Raw genomic sequence first — 25,884 nt, forward strand, 5'->3', positions numbered from 1 at the left:
ATTCCCTCCGGTTGATTTAAATTTAACCTGATCATGGTAAACTATAATATACAGGCAAAGACATTTCCAGCTTAGGAGGAGAGCCAGTGGATACGGGAACTCATTTAGTCATCGGCTTTGGCCTAGCAGGCCTGTCCACGGTAGACCCCGTCGTTGCTTCCAATTCAACGGCCATGACGGCCGTCTTTATCGGAACCGTTCTTGGCTCACAAGCTCCGGACTTCGACACACTTCTTCGTTTCCGGAATAATGCTGTCTATATCCGCAATCATCGCGGCATTTCGCACTCGCTGCCGTTTGTTGCCTTATGGACACTGCTGATTACGGGACTCCTTGCTCTTATCTTCAAAGGCGTTCCGATTCTGCACTTGGGCTTGTGGGTATTTATCGCAGTCGCCTTTCATGTCTTTACGGATTTGTTCAACACGTATGGAACACAAGCTTTCCGGCCGTTTACGGACAAATGGATCTCGTGGAACATTATCCATATTTTTGATCCGTTTATTTTTACAGCCCATCTTGTCGCTATATTCCTATGGGCCGTTCATCTCGCAGAACCGTCTTTCATATTCCCTTTGCTGTACGGGCTGATCGCTGTCTATTATGTGTGGCGGACAACGGCTCATTACCTGGTGGAGAAGAAACTCCCGCTCAAAGACCCGGATTATAGAGCCGGTGATAAGTACATGGCTATTCCCACCTACAATTTGTATGCCTGGAATGTGGTCAAACAAAATGAGGACGGGCTGTACACGCTAGGAGATCTTCGCAGCGGTAAGCTCCGCTGGATCGATCGAGTCAAATGTGACATCCACCCTGCCGCCGATGCTTCTAAGAACCACAAGGATATCCAAGCCTTTCTTTATTTCTCCGGCCACGCATGTGCCCAGGTTATAGAAAAACCATGGGGATACGAGGTCAGATGGAGCGATGTACGCTACCGTCACCGGAAGCAATATCCTTTCGTAGCCGTCCTGCTGATGGACCACGATTATAAACCCCTGGATTCCTACATCGGCTGGCTCAGTGATGACCGGCTGCAGAAAAGGCTTCGTGTGGATAGTTACTGACAACTGCTTATTTTTAACGATTTTCTTTTGGTGGCCTGTCTGGTAAAGTGAGAACAGGCGTGTTAGACCGGGTCCGATCTAGTCGGACATTACATGAAAAACCGCGCCTCTCGGGGCGCGGTTTTCTTTGTCCGGTTCGTCGCCCGATAGACGTACCCCGTTATGATAATTAACTGCTGCGTCAGGCCGCGGCACTCCGCTGCCCAAAAGACAAAGCTCAAGGGGATCTTGTCCCCTTGAGCTCATATGAAGATTGCCTCTTGCTATTTCAGGTGAGAATTAGCGGCTTTGACCAGCCAGCTGCTGCTCAGCGATTTGGACCAGGCGGCGAGTGATGTGTCCACCGATAGCACCTGTGTCGCGAGTTGCCATGTAACCGTAGTAGCCATCTTGAGGAATTTGAATGCCCAGTTCTTGAGCTACCTCATACTTCAATTGATCAAGTGCTTGAGTTGCTTGAGGTACTACCAGTGCATTGCTGTTACGAGATTGTCCAGTTCCCATTGGGATCAGACTCCTTTCAGTCAGCTAAGTTTCGTGATGTATTTGCAAGCTTGCAAGAATAGTATGTGACGGTTACAAATTTCTATACGCATCTATAACAAAAAACTTTGAAAGCAGGTGATTTTCAATGAGTCGCGGATTTGGACTGCTGTTTGCCGTCATCGGCACGATCCTGTTGGCAGGAATCAGCTTCGCTATTTCTACACGCGAACCGCTGCTTGTCCTTTTGTTTATCGTGTTGTCGATAGGATTTATGGGCTTTGGCTTTGTCACCAAAGCAAAAATGCGCCGCAAGCGGGAAACTTCGGGAAAATAATTTCCCAGAGCGCCCGTGCGGCGCTTTTTTTATACCGGTATAAAAGGAACGGCTTCTAAGGCTGAACAATTCCCATCTTTTCTTTCACTTCGCGTACCGTCGCAGATGCCAGCTCGGTTGCTTCCTGCGCCCCTTTGCGAAGCACCTCGTACAGCTCTCCCGATTCACGGATTTCGCGGTAACGGGTCTGAATAGGCTCAAGCTGAGCGACGACGACTTCAGCCAGGTCCTTCTTAAACGTTCCGTAGCCTTGTCCGCCTTCGTATTTGGCTTCCACCTGCGCCACGGTAAGTTCCGAACACTGGGTATAGATGCTGATAAGATTGCTGATTTCAGGCTTGTTCTGCGGGTCATACTTCACCTCGCGGCCGGAGTCCGTGACCGCGCGGCTGAATTTCTTGCGGATCACATCCGGCTCATCGAGCATCGCGATAAAACTGCCGGGATTCGGGCTGCTCTTGCTCATTTTCTTGGAGGCATCGTCAAGACCCATAATTCGGGCGCCTACTTCCGGAATATACGGCTGCGGAATCGTGAACGTATCGCCGAACCGTTTATTGAAGCGCAGTGCGAGATCGCGGGTCAGCTCCAGATGCTGCTTCTGGTCATCCCCTACCGGAATCAGATCGGCATTATACAGAAGAATATCCGCCGCCATCAGAGACGGATACGTAAACAGACCGACGCCGATCGAATCTTTTCCTGCGGACTTATCTTTGAACTGGGTCATCCGCTCCAGCTCACCCATATAGGTCAGTGTCGTCAGCAACCATCCCAGCTCCGCATGTTCTTTGACAGAGGATTGGAGAAAGATACTTGCTTTGGACGGATCAATTCCTGCCGCCAGATACAGCGCGGCAACCGATTCGGTCTGCTCTTTGAGAGCAGCCGGCTCCTGAGGGACTGTGAGAGCATGAAGATTCGCCACCATAAAATAACACTTATGCTCGTCTTGGAGCTTCACATAGTTGCGCAGCGCACCGATATAGTTGCCCAGTGTTAATCTGCCGCTCGACTGCATGCCGGAAAGTACTCTTTTCATCAATAAACCCTCCTTGAATGTTGTAAAATTAAAAAACTTGAACGAATTGAACGCAAAAAAGGCCTCTCGTCGAAGGGACGAAAGACCGCGGTGCCACCCTTATTTGCTTAAATCCGCAGAACTCACGCACAGCGCGCTGCAGAACTAAGCCTTCGGCTCCGATAACGGGGAGCGGCCGTTCCATATACCGGGAAGTGCTGCGGCTTACCTGATCCGCTGATGGACTGTGAGAGTCCCGCTTCCGTTCCACTTCAAGCTCGGGGATCCATTCGGTACTACCTTGTTCCACCGGTTCGCACCATCCACCGGCTCTCTGGAAGAACAGCTGCAGCCTACTTGTTCCCGTCCTCGCCTTTACTAAAGTACCTGTTAATTTTAGTTTATTATACCCCGTTTGAGCGGGATGTCAATGCCGTCTTCTCAGGCTGCATCTCTGCTCGATCAACGTGGACAGCCTGCCTGAGGCAGAAAAAAGTCCGGCCGTTAACGGCCGGACTTCTTCTTCGGCTCACGCGGGCAAGATTAGCAAAGGAATGCGCGGCTAATAATAACAAGCAGAATGAACAGAACTAGAATAGCGCCTACCCCTGTACCTGCACCATAACCTGGAGTGATGCAACACGCATTATTGCCCCCGCCTGGATATCCTCCAACATAACTCATCGTGCATTTCCCCTTTCGGTGAAAGTTTTGTCTTTCGGTATACTATATGTCCCCAATTAGAATCGGTCTGGATGAATGTCATGGAGTTACGCCTGTCCTGCACAAAAAGGCCCGAGGAACAAGCCTACTTTTCGCCAGGTTGGAAGAAAGCGGCGGATGCTCTATTTTCCAGGAGCTTGCCCACATGCCGTTTACGACAAGCATTCCTCTCCCTTTATGACCTACATCGTTTCATGATAGGTTTGTTTTTTGACCTGTGCAAAAAAGCCCGATCCGTCCGGATGGACTGAAGCAGGCTCAGGAACAGAACAGGCTATTCAACGGGGTCGGACAGGCAGATTAACTGCCGCTTGAAAGCGTAAGGACAGTAAGCTCCGGGCGGCACCAGAACCGGACCGGATGAAGCGTCATCCCGATGCCGCGGTTCGTGTATACATGCAGCTTGCCCCCGCCGAGCTTGTAGAGACCATCGACATATTTCTTGCCGTGCATCGGGGTTGTCAGCGCGCCGTAGAACGGCAGCCTGACCTGGCCGCCGTGGCTGTGCCCGGATAATTGAAGATCGACAGGCCTCTCCAGAGCGATATCGGCAAAATCAGGCGCGTGAGACAGAAGCAGCACGAACTCCTGACCCGTTGTGCCTTGCAAAGCACGGTCAAGCTCCGGGCGGCCTTCCCACATATCATCAACTCCCGCCACGCGGATCTGGGATTTCCCTTGCACGACCGGTACGGAACGGTTTGTAAGAAGCTCAAACCCGGCGGACTGGAATACTTTCTCCGTCTCACGGGGCGACTCGTAATAATCATGATTACCAAGTACCGCGAACTTGCCCAGCGGGGCTTTCAAGCTGGCGAGAGCCGCCGTGACCCGGGCTTTATCATACACACGGTAATCGTATAAATCGCCGGTAAAACAGATGAGGTCGGGATTCAAACTTTGAATCCGCTCCATCAGCTGAGGCAGCTCATCCGGCGACAAGTAAGGGCCGATATGGACGTCGCTGAAATGAACGATCCTCATCCCGTCGAATGCTTTAGGCAGACGGCTCATTCTCAGCGGGACATGCGTCGTTCGTATCCATTTCGGCTCGGCAAACCTGGCATAGCCATAAGAAGCGAAGGGCGCCGCGAGAAAAGCGCCGACCACTATTTTGCCTTTGCCCAGAAAAGCTCTCCGCGTCATCTTCAGATTAGGATCCATCGGTTCACTCTCTCCACCACTCTATTTTCTCCTGATTTTAACATGGGGGCACTTCATAAAACAAAAGTAAACGGTTCCACCGATCCTCAAATTTGGAAAATACAGGTTGACAGTATGTGCTTAATTCCGATATTGTACTAAGTGTACTACATCGAATAATACACACTAAATGATTCATGCACGATGTAATCCGCCACTCTGGCACCGCTCTATAAGAATTAAATGAACTCACCTATCTCGCCGCAAAAAGAGGTGCAGCCTTGCTATGCTCAAAATTAATGAACGAAGTGAAGCTCCCATCTACGAACAAATCGTTCAGGGGATGAAAGAACTCATTCTTAAGGGTGCTCTCCAGCCTGGCGACAAACTTCCTTCCGTCCGGGAGATGTCCGCTACTCTGCTCGTTAATCCCAACACCGTCGCCAAAGCTTATCAGGAACTTGAGCGCTATGGAATTATTCAAACTTTACGCGGCAAAGGCACTTTCGTCGCCGAAACATCAGCAGCTCCGGGAATGGAGAAGGAACGTCTTGAAAGGCTTCGCCATTCTTTTCATCAGCTGCTCGTAGAAGCCGGTTTCCTCGGAATAGGACCTGAGCAGCTCCAGGCATGGATAGACGAATTTCACAAAGAAATAAAGGAGTGAGGGAAATGCTGAGCGTTAACTCGATTAGTAAAAGAATTGACGGAGAACCTGTGCTGCGCAACATTTCATTCGATTTGGGCCCGGGACGTATCGCCGCTCTGATCGGCCGCAATGGTGCCGGTAAAACGACGCTGCTAAGGACTCTGATCGGGATCCTGGATCCCGATCAGGGCGAGATCACGTGGAAAGGATTGTCGGTACAAGCCTTCCCGCAAACCAGGCAGGAAATCGTATATGTACCGGATTCGTTATCCATGCTAAACAGCTATACCGCACTGGAATGCGCCAAGCTTTACCGGCTGTCCTATCCCGGATTCGACGAGGTACATTTCAGCACACAGCTGAGAAGGTTTAACCTGCCCGAGGGCAAGAAGATCCGTTCATTCTCTAAAGGCATGAAAGCGTTAGTCGGTATCCTGCTCGCTTTCTCTGCACGCGCCAACCTGATTCTGCTCGATGAACCCACTAATGGACTGGATCCGATTATCCGTAAGCAAATACTGTCTTACATGATGGAAGAAGTATCCGAGTCCGGTGTTTCTCTTCTGATCTCTTCTCACCAGCTTCATGAGCTGGAACGTATTTCGGATACCGTCATCATGATCCGGGAAGGACAACTCGCTTCCATTTCTTCACTGGATGGAGCCAAACAAACCCTTCACAAGCTGCAGATCGTATTTAACGGAGAAGCCCCCGCAGATTTGCTCAATCTGCCTCATATCCGCGTAGTCCAGCATATCGTACGAGTCTATACCCTCCTGTTACAAGACGATACTCAGGAAATCCTGCACCTGCTGGAAGAGCAGAAACCGCTTCTGCTGGAGCAGATAAGCATAGAACTGGATGACGTATTTGATTACCACCTAAGAGGAGATGACGAATATGTTTCCTAAAGCATTATGGTATAAAGAATACAGGCAGGCCAAAGTGCTTCTGTGGCTCATGCCAATAGCCGGAATACTGTGTCTGACATTTTCCCGTTATATGAATATTTACTCCATGTCAGCTGAACAGATAGAGGGCTACAGACTTGAATTCTTACAACACAATTTCACCTCCTGGCTGTTCTATAATCCGTTTGAAGATTTCATTGCTTACCGCGTCGCACTGTCCGTCCTTGCTCTTGGCACAGGCGTAATGCTAATCGGCATGGAGCGATGGAGCGGACAGCAAGATTTATCGTTTTCTCTCCCGTTTAGAAGATCCCAAATTTTCTGGGTAAAATGGTCCATCGGCATCCTATTCCTCACCGGCACTGTACTTTTTTCCACAGCAGCCGATATGGGCGTCATATTCTTTTCACCGCTGCGCGAATTCCTCATCTTAGAAATTCATCTGAACGAAATGGCCCAGGCAATTTTGGCGGTATGCGCCTGGTACACACTGGTACTGCTCATTGGAACGATAACAGGAGGAGTCCTCTCCCAGCTTGGGTTATCCTTACTGGCGAGCATTTTCCCGTTATCTCTATCCATGCTGGGGAGTTCGGTCCCGGCCGGTCCGGTTTTTGATTTCTCTTTCACCGAAAAATATGAGGACTTCCTGGCAATCCTAAATCCGGCCTATTTCTTGCTTTCCCCTTATGATCAAGAACCGGAATCTATGATGAATCTGATAATCCCTGCGGTATATCTGCTCTTGTTCGCGAGCTTGGCTTCATATGCCTACCAGCACAGTAAATCCGAATATGACGGACAAGCCCTTATTTTCCCCAGACTTCGTCCTATATTCAGCTGGGGACTCATCATTTGCTCTGCCTTACTCTCAGGCGCTTTAATAAAACTCTATAATTGGGAGGGCTACCAAGCGTCGTTTCAGTCAGGAACTTTGTTCTATTCTTATTACTTTGCTTTCCTGGCGGGAGGAACACTGGCCTATCTTATGACCCGATTACTCAGAAATAAAAAGATCAAAATCATTTGATGCCGCAGCCTCAGGAGCGTTATAAAGAGGAGGAGCCCGGCCGCGAATATCGCGGCCGGGCTCCTATTGTTGTTTGTGCGTAGCATTACAAGCGGTACAAAACACAGCTTGTATGTATCCTGTTTTCCTTTAACGGACCTACCATTTGCTGATAACCTGCGTTAAAGAATATCCCATTGCCGTTTCTATATAGAAAAATGAAGACGTATGTTTAAATTCGTGTTGATATGTCCTATAGAAGGCGTTCAGAAACGGCCTTATTTACTAGTTCCTGTTGACCATGAATAAGCGATGACCAATCTAGTGTTCTCCTAAAACAATGAAAGCCCTACCTCTCTTTCATCCTTGCGGCTCCGATGACCGCGCCAGTGTGAATCAAGTAACACGGTTTTACAAATTCTTAGGGTTAGTTGGAATTTGAATAGGTGGAGGAGTAATATTCATAAAAGAGGAACTAAAATGGGGTAATCAAGTACAAGATATTATTATATCATAACTGTTTATCTTTTATCAAGTTTAATTTTCCGACAGGGTGCTGCATCCGCTTCTGCACCCGATTTAAACGAATATGGTTGTACTGCTGAGCGAGTATGCAGGTAAGACTCACTGCTGCCCCAAATCAAAAGAGCCAGCATCCTCATAGGAACTGGCTCTTCTTGTATATCGTACGGATAAAACCAGGCGGGCGGAACAATCACACCACTGGCTTTGTTTTTACTGGGGTATCACTATCATTATCACGTGTAACAGCCGTTACATCGAGCAGGAACATGAAAATCGGGATACCGATAATTAGCCCCCACACACCCATAAAGTGCTCCGAGAAAATCAGCACGATAAACGTGTAGAATACGGGGAGATTTGTTTTAGCCGACATAAGCTTAGGATTCAGCATATAGCTCTCAAGCGCATGAAGAACGGCGATCATGATGAGCACATACACGACCATCATAATGCCCCCGATGCTGTATGCGATCGTACACAGCGGAATAAGAGAAATCAGAACACCCGCCACAGGAATCAGGCCCAGCAGGAAGATCATGATTCCGAGTCCGATTAATTGCGGGAAACCCATGATCCACAGAGCGATCACAGATAAAATGCCATTGACGAGAGCAATAATAAACTGGGCTTCCAGCACCTTACCGAACGATTGAACGAAACGGCTTCCGAAAAAGGCAACTTCTTCGTAAAAAGGAGCAATCTTGCTTTGTTTAAAACGTGCCGTGAACCGGATAATTCTCGGTTTCTCCAGCAGGAAGAACAAGCTCAGCATCAGCGCGATAAATAACTGCATGAGCACTTTACCGATATCCGTCACTGATTTGAATACGAACCCGAATCCTTGATTCATGTACTTGGATATCTCGGACTGTTCCACATAAGGCTTCACAAGATTCACGATGTAGCTGAGCACTTCATTATCTTGCGGCTGTGTATAAAAATCATATAGCTGACTGACCACTTGCGATACCTGATTAGCAACAACCGGAAAATAACGATACACGGCTACAACTAGAACAGATAGAAACACCACGTACGAGACTACAACAATCCACCTTCGGTCCACTCTTACAAAACGATTAAGCCGTGAGGACACGAAAGTCTGCAGACGATCCATCAGGAATGCGAAGATGAATGTCAATAGAATAAGATTGATCATGCTCCGCATCAAATAAAGAATGACCGCGAGCAGGGCAAAAATCAAAATTCTTCTGAAACCTTTGCTTTGAAAGAAGTCTTTTGTAAACATATACCGGGGTGCTCTCCTATCTTCACAAACTCATGGGTCTGACAGCCCATATCTATTCACCTTTACTATATAGTATAACGAATAGTTTCGGATATAGTTCCGTTTATTTTATCATCTTTTTCTATAGAACCGCAAAATTTTCCAACGACACAACAAGCCCTCACCTATTATGATAAACATAGAACAGAGGAGGATCGTACTCATGCAGAACTGGCTTACATCGCTCCGCAAACTGCTGCAGAACGGTTGGATCTGCGTTTCGATAACGGCAGGCGCTTTCGCAGGCAGTATCGCCTGGTTGTTCTACATGCGTTTTTAATAGCTTAGGGCAGCAGACTGCAATCCATACCTGTGCAGGTCATACAAAGCAAAAAAAGGCATACCTGGAAGCAGCCAAATCGGTGCTGATGGTAGGCCTTTTCTATTTCTCTATTCATTATCAAAGGCGCTTACATCGGATTTTTAAAGCGCAGCTTGCCGCTTGTGGAATTCTCCTCCTGGAAAGTAAAGTACAGATAGTTGATTCCCGCCTTGTATCCGAGCATATATTCCTCATAGCCTCCCTCACTTATCCCATCATAATCAGCTTTGCCCATCACTGTCCTTACCTGCGCAGGAGCAAGATCCAGCTTAACATCTATAACATGAACCACATCATCGGCAGAGAAATACAGCGTCACATTGCCGTACCGGTAAAATTCACTATGCACCTCGCCGATTTCATCCGGTACGCCCCATTTCTTCAGGAGCTCTCTTTTGGAAGTATTCAGTTCAATCTCGATTCCCTTAAGCTTCCCCTTGCTTGCCTCTGCGATAAAATCTTGATCGAGAACAGGTGGATGCAAGCGCTCAGGATCTTTTCCCTGATTCGGAGTATCCAGAGTGATCGCGGTATCCTCAACCTTCACTCCCTCCTCATAACCTACTTTCACACCCAGCTTTTCGCCTACAAAACGCAGCGGCACATACGCCTGGTTGTTGTAATTCAACACACCGGAGCTTGGAGGCATGTTCTGCGCCTGCCCGTTAATCACCAGCTTCACCGGGTAGAGGTACGCTTTTACAAAATCCGCCGCAAACACAGCCGTCGTACCCGTCAGGGCAATACCTATCGTTAAGCCCAGAGTAAACATTCTTTTCCTCACATCAATCCGTCCTCTCACGAGAGCCTCTGAATCGGCAGGCCTCATCGCTTTCAAGTCTATGTTTCTCTTCCTATAACGTTCTTTTCCGGGCTTTTGTTCCATCGCCAACGGTTACATTTTTCCATGATTTTGTAACTTCTACTTCCCTGCCGATTGTCCCGATTTACCTTTGAATCCCGAATTCTTGCGTATGCAAAAAGGGCATACACAAAGCGGAAATCCGCTTCATGTATGCCCCGCTCTATATACATACGGAAGTGCCCGGGTATCCGGGAACGGCCGGCACTGCATTCATCCGTACTGCATCGGGTTAGGCTTTGCGGCGATTCAAATGAACGAATGTAACCGCAAGAGCCAGCACAAGCACCCCGCCCTTGATAATGTCAAAAGAGAAATAAGGAACGTTCAGCATGGTCAATCCGTTAAGGAGAATTCCGATGAGCACCGCACCGAAGAACGTGCCAATTACATTGGGCTTGCCCGCGCCAAGCACGGAATAGCCTACAAACACAGCGGCTACCGACTCCATCAGCAGCGGTACTCCCGCATCAATTTGACCCGAACCGATACGGGCCGCGAACAGTATGCCTCCTACGGCGGCAAAGAGCCCTGACAGCACGTAGGCCGCCGTACGCACACGGTTCACCGGAATCCCGGACAGTCTGGCCGCTTCACGGTTACCGCCCGTTATATACAGCTGACGGCCCCAGCGTGTATAGGTGAGGAAGATATGTACGGCAATAACGGCCACGATCATCAGAATAACGGGAACCGGCAAGCCCAGCACCTTGCCTTGTCCCAGCCATTTGAAACTCTCCGACACGACGCCTGGGGCCGTCGTTCCATCCGGCATAGGCATATTATTGTAGACGGAGAATCCCTGGGTGTAAGTCTTGTGCACACCCGCAATGGTGTACATTACAGTCAGCGTTGCAAGCAAATCGGGAATACGCACCTTCACAATCAGGAAGGCATTGAGCAGGCCGATCGCAATACCGATCGCAAGCGGCACGGTCAGGACTACGATAAGAGGCTGCTCGTACCAGACCATCAAGGAAGCGGCCACTACGGTTGTCAGGGAGACGGTGGAACCTACGGACAAATCAAATCCATCCACAATCTGAGACAACGTGACGCCGATTGCAACAAAAGTTACAATGGAAATCGAACGCAAAATATCAAAAATATTATCGTACGACAAGAAGTTCGGATTAATGATTGAAAAGAAAATAAAAACAACCCCGATGACAACGAGCGTCCCGTATCGGAACGAAATGTCAAGTAGCTTATCCTTCAACACGTTCGGCCTCCCCTGCGCTAGCATATGTTAGAATGGCTTCCGCCGTGGCTTCATCCCGGCTGAGCTCTCCCGTTATACGGCCGTAGCTCATGACCAGAATACGGTCGGCAATGCCGAGAATTTCAGATATTTCGCAGGAAAGGTAGATGATGCCCTTGCCCTCCTGCGCCAGCTGTCCGATCAGCCGGAAGATATCGCTCTTCGCTCCGACATCCACGCCCTTCGTCGGCTCATCGAACATGTATACGGCCGCATCGGTCGGCAGCCATTTGCCGACGGCTACCTTCTGCTGGTTGCCTCCGCTGAGATGCTTGACCGCGCGGCCGGGCAGCGCGGGCTTCACGCCGAGCTGGCCGATCAGCCGCTCCGCATGGCTGCGTTCTTCCCCCCTGCGGATGAAACCCGCGGCGCTCAGGCGCCGGAGAATCGGCAGCGACAAGTTGTGCTGAACCGATTCATCGACGAGCACGCCCTGCTTGCGCCGCTCCTCGGGCACAAGCACGACCCCTGCGCGTACGGCGTCCTCCGGCTCTGAGAGCCTCAGACGCTTGCCGCGCAGGACGACTTCGCCGCCGTCAGCGCGGTCGGCTCCGAACAACAGCCGGCTGAGCTCGGTTTTGCCCGCGCCGACGAGCCCGACGATGCCGAGAATCTCGCCCTCGCGAAGTGACAGGTCCACGCCGCGCACCTTTGTTCCCCGGCGCAGGCCGGTCACTTCGAGCACCGTCCCTCCCAGCTTCGCCGGAAGCTTGGGGAATTCCTCGGCGAAGGTCTTGCCGAGCATCGTCTCGATGATCTCTGCGTGTTCCGCATCCTTGGCAGATCTCGTCAAGACATGGCTCCCGTCACGCATCACGGTGATCCGGTCGCAGATACGGGTCACTTCGGCAAGCCGGTGCGAAATGAAGACGCACCCGACTCCCCCTGCCTTCAGACGCTCCATGATCGCGAATAGCTGCTCCGACTCCTCCAGACTTAAAGGCGCGGTTGGTTCGTCAAAAATAATGAACCGCGCTTCATGTGCAACAGCACGCGCGAGCAGAACCAACTGCTTCTGGGCTATTGTAAGCTGCGATACTTTCAGACGAACCGGGATCTCCGATCCGATCATCTTGAGGATCTTGGCGGCCTCCCGGTTCAATGCTCCCCAGCGCAGCCAGGTGCGCCCGTTCGCAATTCGGTCCAGCAGTACATTCTCCGCAACTGTCAGTTCCGGCACGAGAGCCGTGTCCACTTCCTGATACACACAGTAAATTCCATGCCGCATCGCATCCTTGGGGGAAGAAATCTGCACGGGCTTACCTTCTACCGTGATTGCTCCCTCGTCGGCAAGATAAGCACCCGACAGCACCTTCATCAAGGTGCTTTTCCCCGCCCCGTTGGCTCCCAGAAGACCGTGTACTTCGCCGCCTCTAAGATCAAAGTCGACCGCTGATAATGCCCGTACGCCAGGGAATGATTTCGTGATGCCCTTCATCTGCAGCAAGGATTGTGAAGTCGTCGCCATGTTGAACCATTCTCCTCCTTGAACGCCATAGTCCCATCGTCAATAACCCGATGGGACTATAGCGCATTGCTTTTTTATTTACCGGATTGCTTCTCCAGTTCTTTCATCCAGTCCGTGTAGCCTTGCTGGCTGTTCCCCCAGCCCTTCACATATTCGCTGAGCTGATCGGTCGTCAGCTTCTTATCTTTGGGGAGCTGATCGCGCGATACGTATACCGGCTCCAGTACGACTTTCTCCGGCGTCTTATCGCCGTTGAGCTTCTGATACAAGTAACGGACCTGAATGCGGCCGATATCTTTGGGATCCACTGCGGCCGATGCAACCCAAGGGCTGTTCGGATCTTGGATCATCTGCAGATCCTCGTCACTCATGTCAATCCCGTATACTTTGATTTCATTGCGTCCAGCCTGCTGAATCGCACGTGCGGCACCTTTGGCGAACTCGTCCCAGGCCGCCCATACAGCGGTGATGTCACCCTTGTTCGGATACTTCTTCAACAAAGCTTCCATTTGAGCTTGCGTATCAAGAGCAGGGTTCTGTGCGTTACCGAACTTCCCGATTTCTTTAATTTCTTTGTTGGCATTCATAAATGCTTTGTAGGCGATCTCACGGCTTTCCATAGGAGGGAAGCCGGCTACCCATACTTTTACGATATTGCCCTTGTTACCTGCATCCTTACCGAGCTGACCCAGAGTAAGCTCCGCCATCTTCTGGTCATTCTGCTCCAGGGCTACAATGCCTTCTCCTTTGACATTGGAATCGAAGGCAATAATCGGAATCTTCTTCTCGACCGCCTTCTGAACGCCAGCCTGCAAAGCTTCAGCCGTTCCGTGATCGAGCAGAATGCCGTCGAACTTCTGGTTAATAGCCGCATCCAGATTAGAGGACATCTTGGCTAAATCTCCGTCCGCGGGGATAACCGTTACTTTTCCGCCGAGCTTGGCGGCTTGTTCCTTAACGCCTTCTACATATTGAGCTGAGAATGTGCCCAGATTCTGACGCATAATCAGCGCTATTTTTTTATCAGCAAGCGCGCCTTTATTATCTGTCGTGTTTCCTTGGGTTTTTCCTGCATTTGCAGTTGTTTCGGCAGCTGGTTTGCCGCATGCCGCGAGCAGTCCGATGATGAGGATCATCACAGTAGCTGTATGTACTAATTTACGTATTCCTTTCATTGGTAACCTCTCCCCCGTTTGTCTCATTTTCTGTAGGTTTTCATTCCTTTAATCCAAGTGATCCAGTTGGATTAAAGCATATGATACTGCTGTTCGCTGTTTTCGTCAATTTATTTTTTTCCACAAAAAAACTCTCCCGCGATGATTAGCATCATTCGAGGAGAGTTTCTTTTATTTACGGCCGAAATCCGCTTTGATTTCGCCCCATTTTTTAGTATCCCATTTTACTATTTTATTCGGATATGTATTCGTACGAAGCCACTGCAGCGCCCGGTCCACCAATGTCCAAATCTCTTCGGTAGAAGAATCTCTCACGAGGTTCGAAGCAACTTCCTTCTTGCGGATCCAGCTGAGAGCCGTTATGGAATCCGTATAGATCGTTTTCGTACTGCCCTGCTGCTTCAAATAAGCCAGAGCGTGAACGATTGCAAGGAACTCGCCCATATTATTCGTACCTTTGGATATCGGCCCCCGGTAAAAAATCACTTCGCCGGTCTGCGTATCCACACCTTTGTATTCTACAATCCCGGGATTGCCGGAACAGCCGACATCTACGGATAGGCTGTTATAATCGATCTCCGGTACCTCAGCAGGTGTAACCGCCGCTCCCGCGCTTTTCTTCTTCGCACCGAAATTAAGCGACTTTTGCCAGCCCCGTTCATAAGCTGCTCTCGCTTCCGCCTCTGAGGGATAAGACTTGTATTTAGCCTGCGGAAAGGCATCCGTCTGCTCTTTACACTGAGCCCAGGTGCTGTAAATGCCCGGAGTTTTCCCTACCCAGACGACATAAAACTTTTTATCGGCCATGCTTTCCATCCTTCCTTACCAAAGGGCTCCATCTCGATTAGCAAGGTCGCGGGACAACTCTGTTTCCCTCTAACCCCGGCTTATAGTTTACCACAAACCGAAACCGGGATCGAATATAAGCGCGCTTCTTCTAAAAAGACCGAAATATCCTGTGCGAGCAGGGTAATCAGCCATTTCGACAAGATAATTGCGCTCTTTTCAAAAAAAGAACAATTTTTTTAATTTTACGAGTATTTTTTATAAAACGGTTCATACTACGTTTTACCGGAGGAGGTGATATCAATGGGTGCAGGACAATCCCGCAACAGCAACACACTGGTTGTACCACAAGCTAACCAGGCTTTGGATCAGCTTAAGTACGAAGTCGCTCAAGAACTGGGCATTCAAATTCCTCAAGACGGCTATTACGGTTACATGGCTACTCGCGATACAGGTGCGATCGGCGGACACATTACCCGCAGACTGGTTCAAATCGCTGAGCAGCAACTGGCAGGTAAACTGGGACGCTAATCGTCGGCTTCACACATACTTAGGCAGGCTAGAAAAGGTGGCTTAAAACGCCATCTTTTTTATTTTACCGAATAACCTCCGAGTATATAAAAAATCCCCATGCAACCTGACCAAGCCGCACGAGGTTTCCCTTTTTCTAATTAATTCCAATATGTCTATCTAAAGGAGATTCGACATATTATAATTCGACTCAAACATCACACTTGCATACAAAGTGTCTTTCTTGACCGTAAAATCGAATGTAATTTCTCCATGCGTCCAGTTGACTTTGTATTTAAGCGAGTCCAAAGCAAGCTGCCGGAACGCCTGCCACTGGGACTCGGCCAGCCCCTCTCCGACCTTGTGAACAAGACCGTTCCTGCTCTCGAGCGGATTGTGCCGTACGCCAAACTTCCCCACTGAGTTATTACGGATTTGCAGGAACACAGTCCCCGAATTTAATTCTCCCAATTCCTGACGCAATTCTTTAAATACGATTTCAACTTGTCGAACTAAAGATACCGGTTCGATTATCATGAGTGCCCCCCAATAAAGTAGACTTCCATCTTGTCATGGATTTGTATTATTTTATGTAAATCAAGTAAAACTGGTTTTCTAAGCCTATTATAGTACCCATTTAATTTTAATTCAACAAAATTTTACATATTTTTAAAGTATTCGGTACTTATTTTTTACACAGTTCGCTATAAAGGCTCATATCGTTGTTCAATTGATAAATTTTTGATCAAGAACCCTTGAAAACAACCCTTATAGGTATATTTTTTAAGTCTCGCTTCCTATACAATGGGTCGTTAATAAAACTATAGACCCTATTAAAACCGGATGATATAATGACCCCAGGAAATATGTTACATTTCGGATATATTCCGACAAAAGGAGCATTGAGTATGAACAAATGGACATCCCTCTCCTTCAAGAGTAAACTGCACTATGGCTGCTACGGACTTATAGGGCTTTATACGGCAGTTCTGCTCATCCTGCTCTTTATTCCCGATCTAAGCAGGATCACCGTTGTAGTGTTTCTCCTCTTTATGCTAGGCGTAAGTTACCCTCTTGTCCGCTGGTTTGAGAGAGCGCTTACAGAGCCGATAGAAAGCATGTCACGCGCTGCTCTTAACATCTCCAAGGGCGATTTCTCCAAAAAAGTTGAAGTTACCTCGGATGATGCGCTTGGCGAGCTTGGCCGCTCTTTTAACGGAATGATCGATAAACTGAGAGGAATTCTCGGAGACACCAGCCTCATCACCCGGCAAGTCTCCGACAACAGTCAGAATATTTACAGTCAGAATCAGGAGCTGAAAGATGTGCTCCAGCAAGTCGCAGTCTCTGCGCAGGAACTGGCTTCCGGCGCCGGGCAAATCTCCGAAGAAGTATCCACGATTTCTGTCTCTACCAAAGATATTGAGCATAAAGTAACGAATTTGTCTGCTTCTACACGTTCGATGAACACCCATTCGGATCAAATGCTGGCTCTTGTCGATAAAGGCCGGGATGCCGTCGAAACACAGGGACACGGCATGAAAAGAAATGTCGAAGCGACCGCACGCGTATCCGACACTATTCGCACACTTGCCGAACAAGCCGCAGGAATATCGACAATTACCAAAGCGATCTCGGAAATTGCCGAACAAACCAATTTGTTGTCACTGAACGCTTCGATTGAGGCGGCTAGAGCTGGTGAACAAGGGAGAGGGTTTGCGGTGGTTGCACAAGAGGTAAGGAAGCTTGCGGAGGAATCTACCACGATGACACGCCAAGTATTCGTGCTGGTGACGAATATTGAGAATGGGATTAAACAGGCGTTATCCCATATCAAAGTGAATGAAGAGGTCGTACGCAAGCAGGAAGCACTGATCGGAGATACAGAAGCGGTTTTTGCCGACATCGTGAATTCGGTCCGTTTTATTTCGGATCAGATTGGTGAATTTGCGGGAGAGAGCGAGCACATGCTGACAGGAGCACGGCAAATATCCGCCACGATGGAGAATATATCGGCCATTACGCAGCAATCGGCCGCAGGCACAGAGCAGGTCTCGTCCTCCATGAATGAACAGATCAGCGGCGTTCTCGAAATTGTTAAACAATGCGAGCAGATGACGCAATCGGTCAGACAACTTCAACAAACCATACAAATTTTCAAATTCTAATCATGTACAAACAGTCCGTCTACAATAAAGAGGAAGCTCCCGGTTAATGAAACCGGGAGCTTCCTCTTATATAAAGGACCTTGAATTGAACTTAGTTCAATTCAAGGTCCTGCAAAGCGTTAACCTTGTACTTTATCCTTCGTCAGACGCATGAACTCCTCGACATCGGAGACAACGGTGTCCACGGCACGTTGCCAGAATTCCGGCTGTGTCAGATCGGCGCCCAGATGTTTGCTCGCCAACTCTTCAACCGTCATACTGCCGGTATCGCGGAGCAACGCAGCATATTTGTCTTCGAATGCTGCCCCTTCTTCCAGAGCACGGGCATAAATTCCGGCGCTGAATAAGAACCCGAACGTATACGGAAAATTATAGAAAGGAACATCGGTTGAATAGAAATGAAGCTTGGCTGCCCAGAAATGCGGGTGATAGGAACTAAGCGAGTCCTGGAAAGCTTCTTTCTGGGCACTCACCATGAGCTCATTCAGGCGATCCACACTTACGAGCCCTTGGCGGCGTTCGTCATAGAAGTTCGTTTCGAAAATAAAGCGGGCATGAATGTTCATAAAGAAGGCGACTGCCCGCTGAATTTTATCTTCGAGCAGGACGATTCGCTCCTCATCGTTTGCCGCCGCTTTAACAGCCGCATCCGAAACGATCAGCTCGGCGAATGTAGAAGCCGTCTCTGCTACGTTCATCGCATACTCCTGTGCCAGTGCAGGCATATCGTCCATCAAGTATTGATGGTAGCCGTGGCCAAGCTCGTGCGCCAGTGTAGATAAATTGTTCAGCGTGCCGCTGTACGTCATGAAAATCCGGGTCTGCTTGGCAAGAGGAAAAGAGGTACAGAACCCTCCGGGACGTTTGCCTGCCCGATCCTCGGCCTCGATCCAGCGGTTATCGAAGGCAAGCTTGGCAAATTCGGCCAAACGGGGACTGAAATTGCGGAACTGCTCCACAATCAGCTCAGCTCCGTCATCGTAGCTGATTGTTTTGGTTCCGCCCTCTAACGGGGCTTCCACATCAGCCCATGCCAGCTTCTCTAGACCAAGAAGTTTCGCCTTGCGGCTTAAGTAATTAACAAAAATGCCCTTGTTGCGGCCGATAACGTCCCACATCGTATCGAGTGTCTGCTTGGACATCCGGTTGATTTCAAGCGGTTCTTTATGTACGGAATCCCAGCCGCGCTGTTTGTACACCTGCAGCCTGAAACCGGCAAGGTGATTGAGCGCTTCTGCGGCAAAATCAGCCTGCTCCGCCCAAGCTTGCTCCCACTGCTCAAACCGTTCGGTTCGCTTCGCGAAATCCGAGGTATGCAGCTTATTGTAGGCTTGACCGGCGGATAATTCTTGACGCTCTCCGTTCTCCTCTACAACCATCCGGAACTTGCCTATCGTCGTGTTGTAGAGATCATTCCAGCCGTGATAACCATCCACGGCCAAATCGCTGATCAGCGCTTCCTGCTCGGGCGGAAGCTTCTCCTTCGCCTGCAATCTGCGCTCATTGAGTGCAAACGCGACCGCATTCAGCGGCTTTGTCTCCAGCAAAGTCTTCCATACCTCGTCCGGAGTGCCTGTAAGAATCGGGTCCAGCCTGGTTAGGGAGGACAAGAAGTCGGCGTACAGACTTTTGACCTTGCCGCCTAGTTGTACAGCCTTCTTATCATGCTGATTATCCGCTGCCAGGCACCCCACGAAGGAATCCGCCTCACGGACCCGCTTCAGGATTCCCTGGTACAAGTCTACAAGAGCCTGCAGCCCGGAGGCATCCTCAGCCGATTGAGGCGAAGCCGCAGTATCCAACCGGCCGCGGAAAAGCTCAATATCCCCTCCGAGCTGTTCCAAGAACGCGGCAAATTGCGGAGAATCGCTGCCGCCCGGAAAAAAAACATCCAAATCCCAAGTTTGGTTCAGGGTTTTATGCACCGTTATCTCACCTTTCCGAATTAAAGAATGAAGCGTAATCTGCTACTTTTCCATTAAACCATAAACAGGATTTAAACAAAAGAAAGGGTCTTCCCTCTTATTGTTAGAGAGCCTGCAATAGGATACAGTAAGAGCGAGGGACGGTTTTCACGGCAATTGCTTCTTCATCCTATCTATGCTATCAATAGATACAAAGAACTATTTCCCCAAGGAAAGGATAGGTCTAATGAAACCTTTAAATATTTCCGCAGATACGGCCGTTAAGCTGGCTGAACATCTGGGTGTACCGCTCGAGCACTTGATGCACATGCCGCAGCACATTCTGCTGCAGAAATTGGCTGAATTAGCCTCTGCCAAAACCGAAGAAGCCAAGTCATCCGATCGAACCGAAGAAAGCGACTAAACACGTGATTCCTTTTAATCATACATGGCCCTATGAAACCGTTATGAAAGATATCTATGTATCCGAATGTCCTTTTTGCGGTCAATCAAACGTACTCCTGCCTCTGAGGACCAAAGATTTACTCCCCATTCATGAAGGCAGAAAGAAACTGCTCGTATTCCCTTGCTGCCATGAGAAAGTCACGATTGTGGATACGGACCAGGATTATTTGCTCGCAGATCGGCCATTCAGACGACGGTAAGAATGGAGCCGGCCATTGTAAGGAGTGGTTCCGCTTGAGTGAATATCCGGTTGCCCTCATCATTGCCTGTACACTGGTCACACTCAGCTATATGGCGCTCAAAATCCAACATATGCGCCTGTTCGAACATTATGAACAAATCGCAACACCCATTCTTACGGGAGCCGCTTGTATTCTCTTGATGCAGCAGCCGCTCCCGGCAGAGTTCGGTGTCGTAGATCTCCGCTATCTGCCCATTGTTATGGCCGGTCTCCGCTACGGGTTGACTACGGCTCTTTTGTCCACCCTTCTTCCCGTTGCTTACAGCGGCTGGACAGCGGATCTCTGGTTCTTCCAGGCTCTGCAGAATCTGGTTGTCCCTGCAGTGCTCAGCTCTCTTTTCCATCAGTCGAGTTATAAGAAAGGCAGCCGGATCCCGTATTCAAGCGGCCTCAAAATCAGCTTCCTGCTTCTCGTGACCCAGGCAGTCATCCATGCCGCGCTCCATCCCGATCTGAATATACGGGAATCCGCACCTCTGGTGTTCATGTTCCTGGTATCAGCTGTCTGCTTATCCGTCCTGATCGGAATGTGTAATGACGAGAATGAGAAATGGATGATGCAGCGCAAGCTTGAACTGCAAGCCAGCCAGGATTTACTGACCGGACTTCCCAATCTGCGCAGCTTCCTCGACATCGCAGGCCGCACGCTGGCTCACCGGAGAATGGCTGTCTTCATGATCGACATTGATAATTTCAAGCGCTACAACGACCGCTGGGGACATTTACAGGGAGATCAGCTGCTGAGGGAAGCAGGCGGCCTGCTCCGAAGCTCTCTCCATGCACAGGATTATATTGCGCGGTACGGCGGGGAAGAATTCGTCCTGATGAGTACTGAAACGGACCCGGAACGGCTTCAAGCTTATGCCGAGCGCCTGATTGCACGGGTCTCTTCCCACCCGTTCCCGCATGCCGGCGAAACGCCTGTCACGATATCAATGGGCATGAGCATCGCTGAAGAGACCGGACTTGATCTGCAGAGTCTCATTAATGAAGCCGATCAGGCTCTCTACACTTCGAAGAATACCGGCAAGAACCGCTGCACAGCGTTTGTCAGAAAAAGTTACACTTCGGCCGAGCAACAACAACAAAACGCTTATTGAAAAGACCATGCCGCAGAATGCGCATGAGTGCTTCAATAAGCGTTTTGTCTAGGTAGAAGCTTGATTGACGAAGTGGTGAGCGGGACCCTGCAGACGGGCCAGCATAATCTCTTTCAAATCATCCGGCATTCCGATTTCTTCCGCAGCCTGCTTCATGCAGAAAAGCCAAGCCTCGGCCCGCTCCGTGGTGATCGGGAACGGCATATGACGGGCACGCATCATCGGATGTCCGTGCTCCTCCGTATAAAGCATAGGCCCTCCGAAGAATTGGGTCAGGAACTGAATTTGCTTCTCCATCACAGGACGGATATCTTCCGGGAACAAAGGGCCGAGCAGCGGATGCTCCTGCACCTTCGGGTAGAACGCCTCCACAAGCATACGCAGGTGCGGTTCTCCCCCCAGTAATGCATAGAGGGTCGGCGCGTTGCCAGAAGTCATGTATTGTATCATCCTTTTTAGTTCGCCATCTACAACTTTACATTCATGGTCCTTACTTGCGGCTTAAGGGCTGCCAGCAGCAGGGCATCTGCTCAATATCCTTCCAGATCGTCTTCTGCCGCATTGATCAGCGCTTCTCTTATTACGTATACAAAAAAACAAACCAGTAATCCAGAAATTACTCCAGCCATACGTTTCACTCCCACGGTTACAGGATGAAAACCAGGTTTGGTACCATTGTACCACACGCAAGTTCTTATTCCAGTTCTTTTCTCAAAAAAAGTATGCGCTTACAAAGAGAATGATTCCCTTCTTCCTTTCATATACGTTAGGGAGGAGGTGTACAACCCCATGTCAAGGCGCTCGTTCATTGTGAAATTGCCTTTAATTTCATTTATTCTCGGCCTCCTGCTGCTTATGCTGGTTTTCCCCACAGAAAGCCTGTCAGCAGCCGTACGCGGCGTAGCCATTTGGTGGGATGTGCTTTTCCCTGCCCTTTTTCCTTTTTTTGTAATCTCTGAAGTGCTCCTCGGCTTCGGTATTGTTCACTTCTTCGGTACGATCTTCGATCCCATGATGCGCCCTGTCTTTCGCATTCCGGGCATCGGCGGATTTGTAATGGCCATGGGTTTCGCATCCGGGTATCCGGTTGGTGCCAAACTCACTTCCCAGTTGTGGAAGGAAAGGCTCGTAAACCGTGAGGAAGGCGAGCGGCTCGTTTCTTTTACAACGAGTTCCGATCCGATCTTCCTCATCGGAGCTGTGTGCGTCGGGTTCTTCCACGACGCTTCTCTGGCCGCCATCATGGCCGCGGCTCACTATGGAGGCGCTGTGCTGGTCGGACTGCTGATGCGCTTCCACGGAAGACATGCCCCTTCCACACCTCCTGCCTCCGCACCAGCGGGACCTAACCGCGTCTCGGTGTGGACGCGCGCATTCAAAGCCATGCATAAAGCCCGTCTTGAGGATGGCCGTCCATTCGGTGTCCTGCTCGCCTACGGGATCAAACAATCCCTCAATCTCGTTTTTCTGCTCGGATGTCTGGTGGTGTTCTTCTCCGTCGTTCTAGAAATGCTTACGGTCAGCGGGATTATCCATGCTTTGAATGGCATGCTGGGAATGTTCCTCAGCATGATCTATCTTCCTTCTTCTTTAGCGGATCCGCTGATCGGGGGGATGTTCGAAGTGACACTTGGAGCCCAGGCAGCCGGGAATATGAAGGATCCGTCTCTCCTGCCTTTCAAGACGGCAGCAGCGGCTTTCATTTTATCCTGGGGCGGCTTATCGGTTCATGCCCAGATTGTCAGTGTACTCAGCCAGACGAATATGCGCTATGCGCCATTTCTGGCAGCGCGCTTGCTGCACGGCATTATTGCCTCTGTGCTCGTACTCGTTCTATGGAGACCTATGGAGCCTCTGCGTGCGGCCATCACATCCGCCATACCCGCAAGCGCAATGGGCAGTGGCTTTGAACCGGGAGCAGCGCTGTGGCTCCGTCTGCTGCCGGCTTCTGCTGCCGTTTTTGCAGCGGCTGTTTTCACTATATTCGCGCTTTACTTCCTTCACTCCTTCTTAAAACGGCTATCTTGAACGAATATTCTGTCAATTAAATGTATTCATTCCATACCCAAGCTTCACAGTCATGGAAAAGTTAGGAATAAATAAAGGTGAGCATTGTGTTATCTGCTGTAATTGATTATTATGAAAAAGGATGTTTCATTATGAATTAGGATTCGACAAACAAATCTGGATGCCGTCGCATGACCGTGGTGATAAGATGAATTGGACATATGCGCTGACTCAACATATTCTCGTTCCGAGAACCGAATGCAAGCTGATCATCGTCGGAGAAACGGTGGAAGGTCAGCCGTTTTGCCATGAAGATCGTGTTTTTTTGGAGGAAGCGGACCTCGATGCTTTCTCGGTTTCACTCGAGTTTGAGCTTGTCAATCCTCTAGATCATCTCCAGCGGATCTCTTTTATTGAGTTCTCGTTCCAGGATCAGGGGATTGTTTATTATTCATTCGTTAGCTTTAAAGAGTTGATAACAGAGAATTCCTCCTGTGTGCTGAAATTGCTTTCCCCGCAGGAACTTTATTCTTATCAGAACCGTCGGCACCACCGCAGGCCTCTCCCCTCTTCCACGCCTATTACGTGCAGGGTTGTTGGCGCGCGGCAGCGTTTCTATGATGAAACGCCGCTATTTGAAGGTACTATGCTTGAAATTAGCCGCAGTGGAACTTCAATGATAACCGGGCAGCGTCTGGTCCAGTCCCTCATGCTGGAGATTTCGTTCTCTCTCCCTGATGTTCAGGAGCCCATTACGCTAAGCGGCGAGGTCAGGAGCAGTATTCCGCTTAGCTCCGAGTCTTTTCGCGTGGGCATTGAGTTCCACGATGTTCCGCCTCAAATTCTGGATCTGATCGATATCTACTGCGAGCAAACATCTTCTTAGGAGGAACCGTGTTGAAATATTTCTTAGTCCAGCGTCTAGATGATGTGTCCGCCCGCTTGGCCGAGCGCTTTCATGAATTGGCAGCGCAGTACGGCATGCAGGTGGATGATAAAGAGCCTGAGGTTGTCGTATCTATTGGCGGTGACGGCACTATGCTGATTGCTTTTCATCAGTTTATCGACAAGCTGGACCGGATTTCTTTTGTCGGGATCCATACCGGTCATTTAGGTTTCTTTGCCGATTGGAAACCGGATCAGCTTGACTATCTCGTTCAGCTTATGCACAGCCGCGAAATTGATCAGGATCTGCGTATTGTACAATATCCGATCCTGGAAATCGAAATCCGGTCCTCAGAAGGAGTCGAGCGGCGTCTGGCTCTCAATGAGTTTACACTCAAAGGGATCGAGAACACCTTAGTGGCACAAGTCGATATTAACGATGAAATGTTCGAAATGTTCCGTGGTGACGGAATTTGTGTGTCCACTCCTTCAGGCAGCACCGCATACAATAAAAGTCTTGGCGGAGCAATCGTTCATCCGTCTCTGGCCGCTATACAAATAGCGGAGATTGCCTCCATTAACAATCGTGTATACCGGACTCTCGGATCTCCGATGCTGCTGCCTCTGCATCATCATTGCGATATTTATCCGAAATCCAAACACCCTATCTATCTGGCGTTCGATTATCAGTATGTCGAACGCAATGATGTCGAGGCGATCCGCTGCCGGGTAAGTCCCGATCTGAAGGTGAAATTCGCCCGCTACCGTCCGTTCCCGTTCTGGAAAAGAGTCAGAGAGGCGTTTATCGGCAACGATTTCCAATAAGAAGTCCCGTTATGCCTAAGCCTTTTATTTCTATAAGTTATTTCTTACTCCTCAAGCCCGTTAATAACGGTCTTATTTTTATTGGTCCGCTGACAATTCTTCCGAATAAACGCTCTGCTTTTACAAATACTAAAGGCGCAGACCTCCTCAGCAGAGAGACCGTTGAAAAGAGACCGTTAAGATTCAAACATGGAATGACAGGGTAATCATCCCTTGTAACATTATACCAACCTTATACAGGTAATAGGAGGCGTTACGAAATGACTGAAAACAACAGACATATGATCGACAGAGAAGGTAATATGGACCCTAATAAAGTCGGAGATGTAATTGACCGGATCGAACCTAGTGAAAAAGATAGAATCCTGAGAAACTTTGACGAATTTAAATCTTATCTCGGCAGCCGTGTTCATGTCGGACAAAGTATCGGCCTCGGAGAAGAGCAGCTGGCTGTAACAGCGGAGAAAGTAGCCGGATACTTGGCAGAGCATGAAGAGCCGCGGAACTCCGAAGAGAACCTGCTTAAAGAGCTTTGGAATGTAGGCCGCCAGGAAGAACGTCATGCCCTTGCGCACATGCTCGTGCGTCTTGCGCTTAAAGCGGATAAAGCCAATTAAAGGTCATAAATAACCCCAAGGCATTCAGGTATTAACCCCCCTTTATGCAAAGCGGAAAAAACCCGCTAATTCATCTTCAAAGATGGATTAGCGGGTTTTTGATGTGCCGCACAGGCCTGCGCGGATTAA

Annotated in this window: 27 protein-coding genes; 14 read left to right on the forward strand and 13 right to left on the reverse strand. The window is 49.4% G+C overall.

Annotation, left to right across the window (positions count from 1 at the left end; translation table 11 throughout):
• The first annotated feature begins 86 nt into the window (after positions 1-86).
• On the forward strand, positions 87-1,070 hold the full coding sequence (locus EDM21_RS19895; protein ID WP_166542100.1) for a metal-dependent hydrolase: 984 nt from the start codon (positions 87-89) through the stop codon (positions 1,068-1,070).
• 279 nt (positions 1,071-1,349) lie between these two features.
• Here the strand turns inward: EDM21_RS19895 and EDM21_RS19900 are convergent, their stop codons facing one another.
• Positions 1,350-1,574, reverse strand: coding sequence for an alpha/beta-type small acid-soluble spore protein (locus EDM21_RS19900; RefSeq protein WP_068773900.1), 225 nt, complete (start codon positions 1,572-1,574; stop codon positions 1,350-1,352).
• Positions 1,575-1,701: 127 nt separating this feature from the next.
• Between EDM21_RS19900 and EDM21_RS19905 the strand changes: the two genes are divergently transcribed.
• Positions 1,702-1,890 (forward strand): DUF5325 family protein, encoded by a 189-nt coding sequence (locus EDM21_RS19905; RefSeq protein WP_157338195.1) that lies wholly within the window; start codon positions 1,702-1,704, stop codon positions 1,888-1,890.
• 55 nt (positions 1,891-1,945) lie between these two features.
• Here EDM21_RS19905 and trpS read toward each other — a convergent pair whose 3' ends face one another.
• The 3 genes from trpS to EDM21_RS19920 form a co-directional block, all read right to left on the reverse strand.
• Positions 1,946-2,932 (reverse strand): tryptophan--tRNA ligase, encoded by a 987-nt coding sequence (trpS, locus tag EDM21_RS19910; RefSeq protein ID WP_157338196.1) that lies wholly within the window; start codon positions 2,930-2,932, stop codon positions 1,946-1,948.
• Between the two features lie 28 nt (positions 2,933-2,960).
• Entirely contained in the window at positions 2,961-3,221 is a 261-nt protein-coding gene (locus EDM21_RS19915; RefSeq protein WP_157338197.1) for a hypothetical protein, read from the reverse strand.
• A gap of 713 nt (positions 3,222-3,934) precedes the next feature.
• Entirely contained in the window at positions 3,935-4,798 is an 864-nt protein-coding gene (locus EDM21_RS19920) for a metallophosphoesterase (RefSeq protein ID WP_157338198.1), read from the reverse strand.
• A gap of 265 nt (positions 4,799-5,063) precedes the next feature.
• Between EDM21_RS19920 and EDM21_RS19925 the strand changes: the two genes are divergently transcribed.
• From EDM21_RS19925 to EDM21_RS19935, 3 genes are read left to right on the forward strand one after another with little or no spacing between them, the layout of a single operon-like run.
• Positions 5,064-5,444, forward strand: a complete 381-nt coding sequence (locus tag EDM21_RS19925) for a GntR family transcriptional regulator (protein WP_157338199.1) — start codon at positions 5,064-5,066, stop codon at positions 5,442-5,444.
• Positions 5,445-5,449: 5 nt separating this feature from the next.
• Positions 5,450-6,337: an ABC transporter ATP-binding protein gene (locus tag EDM21_RS19930; RefSeq protein ID WP_157338200.1), complete on the forward strand. Its 888-nt coding sequence runs from the start codon at positions 5,450-5,452 to the stop codon at positions 6,335-6,337.
• Positions 6,327-7,367: a hypothetical protein gene (locus EDM21_RS19935; protein ID WP_157338201.1), complete on the forward strand. Its 1,041-nt coding sequence runs from the start codon at positions 6,327-6,329 to the stop codon at positions 7,365-7,367. The genes EDM21_RS19930 and EDM21_RS19935 overlap by 11 nt, the downstream gene beginning before the upstream one ends.
• Positions 7,368-8,061: 694 nt before the next feature.
• Here EDM21_RS19935 and EDM21_RS19940 read toward each other — a convergent pair.
• The 6 genes from EDM21_RS19940 to rnhA all read right to left on the reverse strand — a co-directional run bounded on the left by EDM21_RS19940 (position 8,062) and on the right by rnhA (position 15,054).
• On the reverse strand, positions 8,062-9,120 hold the full coding sequence (locus EDM21_RS19940; RefSeq protein ID WP_157338202.1) for an AI-2E family transporter: 1,059 nt from the start codon (positions 9,118-9,120) through the stop codon (positions 8,062-8,064).
• A gap of 449 nt (positions 9,121-9,569) precedes the next feature.
• Entirely contained in the window at positions 9,570-10,265 is a 696-nt protein-coding gene (locus EDM21_RS19945; RefSeq protein WP_166542101.1) for a DUF4309 domain-containing protein, read from the reverse strand.
• A 310-nt stretch (positions 10,266-10,575) separates the two neighbouring features.
• Positions 10,576-11,562 (reverse strand): ABC transporter permease, encoded by a 987-nt coding sequence (locus tag EDM21_RS19950; RefSeq protein WP_157338204.1) that lies wholly within the window; start codon positions 11,560-11,562, stop codon positions 10,576-10,578.
• Positions 11,552-13,072, reverse strand: coding sequence for a sugar ABC transporter ATP-binding protein (locus EDM21_RS19955; RefSeq protein WP_157338205.1), 1,521 nt, complete (start codon positions 13,070-13,072; stop codon positions 11,552-11,554). Before EDM21_RS19955 ends, EDM21_RS19950 begins: the two co-directional genes overlap by 11 nt.
• Before the next feature lie 74 nt (positions 13,073-13,146).
• The gene (locus tag EDM21_RS19960) at positions 13,147-14,247 is read right to left on the reverse strand and encodes a sugar ABC transporter substrate-binding protein (protein WP_157338206.1); all 1,101 of its coding nucleotides are present in this window, start codon (positions 14,245-14,247) and stop codon (positions 13,147-13,149) included.
• Between the two features lie 171 nt (positions 14,248-14,418).
• Positions 14,419-15,054: a ribonuclease H gene (gene rnhA, locus EDM21_RS19965; protein ID WP_157338207.1), complete on the reverse strand. Its 636-nt coding sequence runs from the start codon at positions 15,052-15,054 to the stop codon at positions 14,419-14,421.
• Between the two features lie 282 nt (positions 15,055-15,336).
• On the opposite strand from rnhA, the gene EDM21_RS19970 reads away from it, so the two are divergent.
• Positions 15,337-15,564, forward strand: coding sequence for an alpha/beta-type small acid-soluble spore protein (locus EDM21_RS19970; RefSeq protein ID WP_068773883.1), 228 nt, complete (start codon positions 15,337-15,339; stop codon positions 15,562-15,564).
• 159 nt (positions 15,565-15,723) lie between these two features.
• On the opposite strand, the gene EDM21_RS19975 is transcribed toward EDM21_RS19970, so the two are convergent.
• Positions 15,724-16,080, reverse strand: a complete 357-nt coding sequence (locus EDM21_RS19975) for an O-methyltransferase (protein ID WP_068773882.1) — start codon at positions 16,078-16,080, stop codon at positions 15,724-15,726.
• Positions 16,081-16,451: 371 nt separating this feature from the next.
• Here EDM21_RS19975 and EDM21_RS19980 point away from each other — a divergent pair, with 371 nt between their 5' ends.
• Positions 16,452-17,711 carry a methyl-accepting chemotaxis protein gene (locus EDM21_RS19980; RefSeq protein WP_157338208.1) on the forward strand — a complete coding sequence of 420 codons (1,260 nt, stop codon included), beginning with the start codon at positions 16,452-16,454 and terminating at the stop codon, positions 17,709-17,711.
• Between the two features lie 119 nt (positions 17,712-17,830).
• Here EDM21_RS19980 and EDM21_RS19985 read toward each other — a convergent pair whose 3' ends face one another.
• A complete protein-coding gene (locus EDM21_RS19985; protein WP_166542102.1) occupies positions 17,831-19,636 on the reverse strand; it encodes a M3 family oligoendopeptidase in 1,806 nt (601 codons plus the stop codon).
• Positions 19,637-19,862: 226 nt separating this feature from the next.
• On the opposite strand from EDM21_RS19985, the gene EDM21_RS19990 reads away from it, so the two are divergent.
• From EDM21_RS19990 to EDM21_RS20000, 3 genes are read left to right on the forward strand one after another with little or no spacing between them, the layout of a single operon-like run.
• Positions 19,863-20,039, forward strand: coding sequence for a YycC family protein (locus tag EDM21_RS19990; RefSeq protein ID WP_084783482.1), 177 nt, complete (start codon positions 19,863-19,865; stop codon positions 20,037-20,039).
• Positions 20,040-20,043: 4 nt separating this feature from the next.
• On the forward strand, positions 20,044-20,280 hold the full coding sequence (locus EDM21_RS25100) for a hypothetical protein (RefSeq protein ID WP_068773879.1): 237 nt from the start codon (positions 20,044-20,046) through the stop codon (positions 20,278-20,280).
• Between the two features lie 34 nt (positions 20,281-20,314).
• Positions 20,315-21,421, forward strand: a complete 1,107-nt coding sequence (locus tag EDM21_RS20000; protein WP_157338209.1) for a GGDEF domain-containing protein — start codon at positions 20,315-20,317, stop codon at positions 21,419-21,421.
• Positions 21,422-21,469: 48 nt separating this feature from the next.
• Here EDM21_RS20000 and EDM21_RS20005 read toward each other — a convergent pair whose 3' ends face one another.
• The gene (locus EDM21_RS20005) at positions 21,470-21,859 is read right to left on the reverse strand and encodes a globin domain-containing protein (RefSeq protein ID WP_157338210.1); all 390 of its coding nucleotides are present in this window, start codon (positions 21,857-21,859) and stop codon (positions 21,470-21,472) included.
• A 351-nt stretch (positions 21,860-22,210) separates the two neighbouring features.
• Here EDM21_RS20005 and ylbJ point away from each other — a divergent pair, with 351 nt between their 5' ends.
• The 4 genes from ylbJ (at position 22,211) to EDM21_RS20025 (ending at position 25,755) form a co-directional block, all read left to right on the forward strand.
• Positions 22,211-23,449 (forward strand): sporulation integral membrane protein YlbJ, encoded by a 1,239-nt coding sequence (ylbJ, locus tag EDM21_RS20010; RefSeq protein ID WP_157338211.1) that lies wholly within the window; start codon positions 22,211-22,213, stop codon positions 23,447-23,449.
• Between the two features lie 187 nt (positions 23,450-23,636).
• Positions 23,637-24,314, forward strand: coding sequence for a PilZ domain-containing protein (locus tag EDM21_RS20015; protein ID WP_235918286.1), 678 nt, complete (start codon positions 23,637-23,639; stop codon positions 24,312-24,314).
• 11 nt (positions 24,315-24,325) lie between these two features.
• Positions 24,326-25,138: an NAD kinase gene (locus tag EDM21_RS20020; RefSeq protein ID WP_157338212.1), complete on the forward strand. Its 813-nt coding sequence runs from the start codon at positions 24,326-24,328 to the stop codon at positions 25,136-25,138.
• Positions 25,139-25,398: 260 nt separating this feature from the next.
• Positions 25,399-25,755, forward strand: a complete 357-nt coding sequence (locus EDM21_RS20025; RefSeq protein ID WP_068773873.1) for a DUF3243 domain-containing protein — start codon at positions 25,399-25,401, stop codon at positions 25,753-25,755.
• The last annotated feature ends 129 nt before the right edge of the window (positions 25,756-25,884 follow it).

Source organism: Paenibacillus lutrae (genome assembly GCF_009757775.1).
Taxonomy (GTDB): domain Bacteria; phylum Bacillota; class Bacilli; order Paenibacillales; family NBRC-103111; genus Paenibacillus_F; species Paenibacillus_F lutrae.

Excerpts from the sequence above, each read along its gene's own strand:
- EDM21_RS19900 (WP_068773900.1), bottom strand. The coding sequence starts at position 1,574 with ATGGGAACTGGACAATCTCGTAACAGCAATGCACTGGTAGTACCTCAA.
- EDM21_RS19905 (WP_157338195.1), top strand. The coding sequence starts at position 1,702 with ATGAGTCGCGGATTTGGACTGCTGTTTGCCGTCATCGGCACGATCCTG.
- trpS (WP_157338196.1), bottom strand. The coding sequence starts at position 2,932 with ATGAAAAGAGTACTTTCCGGCATGCAGTCGAGCGGCAGATTAACACTG.
- EDM21_RS19920 (WP_157338198.1), bottom strand. The coding sequence starts at position 4,798 with ATGGATCCTAATCTGAAGATGACGCGGAGAGCTTTTCTGGGCAAAGGC.
- EDM21_RS19925 (WP_157338199.1), top strand. The coding sequence starts at position 5,064 with ATGCTCAAAATTAATGAACGAAGTGAAGCTCCCATCTACGAACAAATC.
- EDM21_RS19930 (WP_157338200.1), top strand. The coding sequence starts at position 5,450 with ATGCTGAGCGTTAACTCGATTAGTAAAAGAATTGACGGAGAACCTGTG.
- EDM21_RS19935 (WP_157338201.1), top strand. The coding sequence starts at position 6,327 with ATGTTTCCTAAAGCATTATGGTATAAAGAATACAGGCAGGCCAAAGTG.
- EDM21_RS19940 (WP_157338202.1), bottom strand. The coding sequence starts at position 9,120 with ATGTTTACAAAAGACTTCTTTCAAAGCAAAGGTTTCAGAAGAATTTTG.
- EDM21_RS19955 (WP_157338205.1), bottom strand. The coding sequence starts at position 13,072 with ATGGCGACGACTTCACAATCCTTGCTGCAGATGAAGGGCATCACGAAA.
- EDM21_RS19960 (WP_157338206.1), bottom strand. The coding sequence starts at position 14,247 with ATGAAAGGAATACGTAAATTAGTACATACAGCTACTGTGATGATCCTC.
- rnhA (WP_157338207.1), bottom strand. The coding sequence starts at position 15,054 with ATGGCCGATAAAAAGTTTTATGTCGTCTGGGTAGGGAAAACTCCGGGC.
- EDM21_RS19970 (WP_068773883.1), top strand. The coding sequence starts at position 15,337 with ATGGGTGCAGGACAATCCCGCAACAGCAACACACTGGTTGTACCACAA.
- EDM21_RS19975 (WP_068773882.1), bottom strand. The coding sequence starts at position 16,080 with ATGATAATCGAACCGGTATCTTTAGTTCGACAAGTTGAAATCGTATTT.
- EDM21_RS19980 (WP_157338208.1), top strand. The coding sequence starts at position 16,452 with ATGAACAAATGGACATCCCTCTCCTTCAAGAGTAAACTGCACTATGGC.
- EDM21_RS19990 (WP_084783482.1), top strand. The coding sequence starts at position 19,863 with ATGAAACCTTTAAATATTTCCGCAGATACGGCCGTTAAGCTGGCTGAA.
- EDM21_RS20005 (WP_157338210.1), bottom strand. The coding sequence starts at position 21,859 with ATGACTTCTGGCAACGCGCCGACCCTCTATGCATTACTGGGGGGAGAA.
- ylbJ (WP_157338211.1), top strand. The coding sequence starts at position 22,211 with ATGTCAAGGCGCTCGTTCATTGTGAAATTGCCTTTAATTTCATTTATT.
- EDM21_RS20015 (WP_235918286.1), top strand. The coding sequence starts at position 23,637 with ATGAATTGGACATATGCGCTGACTCAACATATTCTCGTTCCGAGAACC.
- EDM21_RS20025 (WP_068773873.1), top strand. The coding sequence starts at position 25,399 with ATGACTGAAAACAACAGACATATGATCGACAGAGAAGGTAATATGGAC.